The organism is Streptomyces sp. MnatMP-M17 (assembly GCF_900091995.1).
Lineage (GTDB): Bacteria > Actinomycetota > Actinomycetes > Streptomycetales > Streptomycetaceae > Streptomyces.
Genome location: NZ_FMDK01001099.1, coordinates 1 through 3,385 on the forward strand (window position 1 = coordinate 1; position 3,385 = coordinate 3,385).

The 3,385-nt window shown below is 71.2% G+C and carries 3 protein-coding genes; all 3 read right to left on the reverse strand.

Going from position 1 to position 3,385, the window contains the following annotated elements; genetic code table 11:
* Positions 1–37: 37 nt before the first annotated feature.
* A complete protein-coding gene (locus GA0115259_RS36450) occupies positions 38–976 on the reverse strand; it encodes a penicillin-insensitive murein endopeptidase (RefSeq protein ID WP_256098301.1) in 939 nt (312 codons plus the stop codon).
* Between the two features lie 23 nt (positions 977–999).
* Positions 1,000–2,748, reverse strand: a complete 1,749-nt coding sequence (locus GA0115259_RS36455) for a glycoside hydrolase domain-containing protein (protein ID WP_093604758.1) — start codon at positions 2,746–2,748, stop codon at positions 1,000–1,002.
* An 80-nt stretch (positions 2,749–2,828) separates the two neighbouring features.
* Positions 2,829–2,957 (reverse strand): hypothetical protein, encoded by a 129-nt coding sequence (locus GA0115259_RS42495; RefSeq protein WP_256098302.1) that lies wholly within the window; start codon positions 2,955–2,957, stop codon positions 2,829–2,831.
* Positions 2,958–3,385 lie beyond the last annotated feature (428 nt).

Consider the following 3,385-nt stretch of genomic DNA (forward strand, 5'->3'; position numbering starts at 1 on the left):
GTCCGCGGGCGAGGCCCCCGGGCCCGCGGCCGGCCGGCTATCGGTAGCGGATGTGCAGGTGGTTGTCGTGGTTCGGGTAGCTCGTGGTCAGTCCTTCCGAGATCAGCTGCGGATCGTTGAAGAAAATCAGCTCGACGTGGCCGGGGGCCTTCGCCCGGATCTCCTGTACGAGCCTGCGGGTGGCCGCGCGGTCGTAGGTGCTCGACTGCCAGGTGATACGCCCCGCGGTGCACTGTGCCGAGTCGGTGCGGACCGGCCACACGTCGATGTCCGTCCCGACCTCGTGGCTGGCGTGGCCGGGTATGTCCCCGCCGTGCTCGAAGCCCGCGTCGCCGACCGGCAGTCGGCCGTTCCCGGTGGTGGCGAACGTCGCGGCGGCGGCCTCCAGCTGACCGACGGCACCGGCTGTCGCCCAGTGGGCGTTTGCGTTGCCGTCGGGGCTCTGTGCGCACATCGAGCCGGCGCCGAAGTTGATGTTCTCGTAGTGCCACAGCAGGTTCTGCCAGGTGGCCGGCCCGACGACGCCGTCCGCGCCGATTCCCGCATGGGACTGGAAGGTGCGGACGGCGGAGTTGGTGGCGGGTCCGAAGGCCCCGTCGGCCGAGAGGCCGGCGGCCCGCTTGGCATTGAGCAGCGACTGAACGGCTGTCACCGCCAGCCCGTTGTCGCCCTGTCGTACGGTGATGGCGAGCGCGCCCCACGTGGCGGGGCCGACGATGCCGTCCGCGACCAGGCCCTTGGACTGCTGGAAGCCCACCACGGCGCTCCGCGTGCCCGAGCTGAAGACGCCGTCCACCGCCACGGAGCGGCCGTGCGCGGCGAGCAGGTACTGCAGCGCGACGACGTCGGAGCCCCGGCTGCCGCTGCTCGCCGGCGGGAACGCGGCCTGTGGGAATGCGTGCGCGGGGACGCCCAGTCCGAGGAGCAGGCCCGCCATCGCGGTGAACAGCGTGATGATGCGCGCGAGTCGTCTCACGTTTTCCTGCCTCACTCCCCTGCTCACTTCCCCGACTGAAGGGCGGCCCAGGTGGCCGGGCCGACGATGCCGTCGGCGCCCAGCCCGCGCGAGGACTGGTAGTCGCGTACGGCCTGGGCGGTGCCCGAGCCGAAGGCGCCGTCGATGGCCACCGTCCGCCCGAGCGCGGCGGTCAGGGCGCGCTGGAGCCGGGTGACGGCCTCTCCCGTCGAGCCGTTCTGGATGACCGGGGTGGATCCGCGGGACAGCAGAGCCGTCCAGGTCTTCGCGCCGACCACACCGTCCGCCGTGAGCCCCTTGCTGGTCTGGAAGTTCCGGGCGGCGGTGGTGGTGGCGGGCCCGAAGATCCCGTCCGGGGTGCCCGGGTCGAAGCCGGCGGCCTTGAGCAGGCACTGGGCCGCCTTGACCTGGTCTCCGGACGAGCCGCTCTGGACGGCGGTGTACGCGGTGAAGTTGAAGTTCGCCCCGGTACAACTGGCCGGGGGCGGGGTGCCGTTGCCCACGTCCAGGTAGTCGCGATCGATGGTGATCGAGTAGCCGCCGTAGGACTCCGTGACCTCACCCGCGTACTGGTGGATCCGCTGGTGGCTGGACCAGTACGTGGACGGCACGTAGGAACCGGTGTTGGTGTCGGCGGCGCCGTTCCACCACGCGTAGAAAAGGTGGTCGACCCGCGTGTAGGCGCCGTTGTTGTACTCGCCGGCGGCGTCCTTGATACCGGAGGCGGCGCTGGAGTAGAGGCCCGACAGATAGCCGCTGCTGTGCAGCCGCTCGGTCCAGCCGGACAGGTACGACAGCACGGCCGCCTTGCAGGAGGCCGTGGAGGTGTACGCCTCGATGTCGCTGTAGATGGCGCTGCCCGCCGGGATACCGAGGTTCGACGCGGCGGTGATGGCGCCGGCCGCGGCGGTGACACCCTGGGACTTGGCCGTGGCCGGATCGGTGGAAATCTTCAGCGAGTAGCTGGTGCACGGTGCCTGGCGGCCGACGTCGATGGGGAACAGACGCCATCCGTTGCTGGTCTGGGCGGTCACCCAGCTCGCCGTCAGATTCGGCTGGGCGCAGCCCCGGAAGGAGCCACTGATGTAGACGCCGACCGCGCTGTACGGCGAGCTCGCCTGCCAGGCGTTCATGGCGGCTTGCGAGGGCGCGGTACAGGCGTCGAAGCCCTTGCCCAGGTAGCTGCCCGGTTGCGGCCCGGCCGCGGCCAGGAGGGTGGCGTCGGACCGCTGGGCCGCGCGGGGCAGCTCGGTACGCTCGGCGCCCTTGGTGAGGCCGGCCGAGGCGAGAACGCCGCGCACCAGGCTCTCGGTTTGCGGGGTGTGGGCGGCGGTCACGAGGACGCCGGCGTCCTCGACCGCGATCTGGATGGTGTCGTTGCTGGACACGGCGGCCGGGGCGGTGGCCTTGCCGCGCTGGGTCCGCGCGGTCGCCGCCATCACCTGGCCCGCGGAGCGGGCGGTGATGGGCTCCACGACGATGCCCGCCGTACGGCCGACGACTCCGGAGGGGCAGTCGTTCTGGTCCGCGGGCTCGCCCAGGTAGACGGCGGGTCTGTCGAACCGGAGGCAGGCGCGCGGGTTCTCGGCCAGATCGACCACCTCCCATTCGGCGGGCACCTCGATGCGGTAGCCGTGGTAGGTGACGGTCCGCCGGCTCTCGGGCGGGGAATCGGCCAGGGCGCGGCCGGGGACGGCGAACGCGCCGATACTGGCGAGCACCGCCAGCAGGACCGTTCCGGCGCGGGCGCGCCAGGGGGTGCGGGACGACATCAGGGCACTCCTACTCGAAAGTGGGGAAGAGAGTGTGGAAGCGGCGCGTCAGGACCGCTGTGCGCGTGGGGACTTGCCGGTCAGACGCCGCGATTGGGCGCGGCCCAGGAGCGGCCGGTACGTCCGTCCACGTGGGTGTGATCGTTGTGGTCGTGGTGGCCAGGGCCGAAGTCGCCGTCGGCGGAGAGGATCTCGCCGTGGGTCGACATGCCCGGCCACCCGGATCTGCAGCCGGGTCGGGTCGGAGTCCGACATGCCGTCGGACAGGGTGCGGCCCCACGTGTGGCACTCGTCGGCCTGGGCCGGGGCGGCCGTGGCCGGCATGGGCATTGTCGCCATGCTCATGACAATGACAGAAACACGTTGCACCGCATGCCTCAACATCGCGCCTCCGTTATGAGTCCTTCCCGATTCCCCGCGCGAGGGCCGAGGCGAGTTTGACCTCCATGACCGTTGCCTGTCCACACCGCCACCATCTGCCACAGGACCAGACCTCCGGCACAACCGGCCCGCAGGCCACGGTCGTTGCGTCACCCAGGGCCTCTCGTTTGGATCTTGCCGGGCTCGCGTGCCCGCGGTGACATCAGCCGCTCCCGCGGCGGGCGCTCCCTCACCCAGCCTGATCCAAACGAAAGAC

Bases quoted from the DNA above. Each gene is read 5' to 3' on its own strand.
- GA0115259_RS36455 (WP_093604758.1), bottom strand. From the start codon at position 2,748: ATGTCGTCCCGCACCCCCTGGCGCGCCCGCGCCGGAACGGTCCTGCTG.
- GA0115259_RS42495 (WP_256098302.1), bottom strand. From the start codon at position 2,957: ATGTCGACCCACGGCGAGATCCTCTCCGCCGACGGCGACTTCGGCCCT.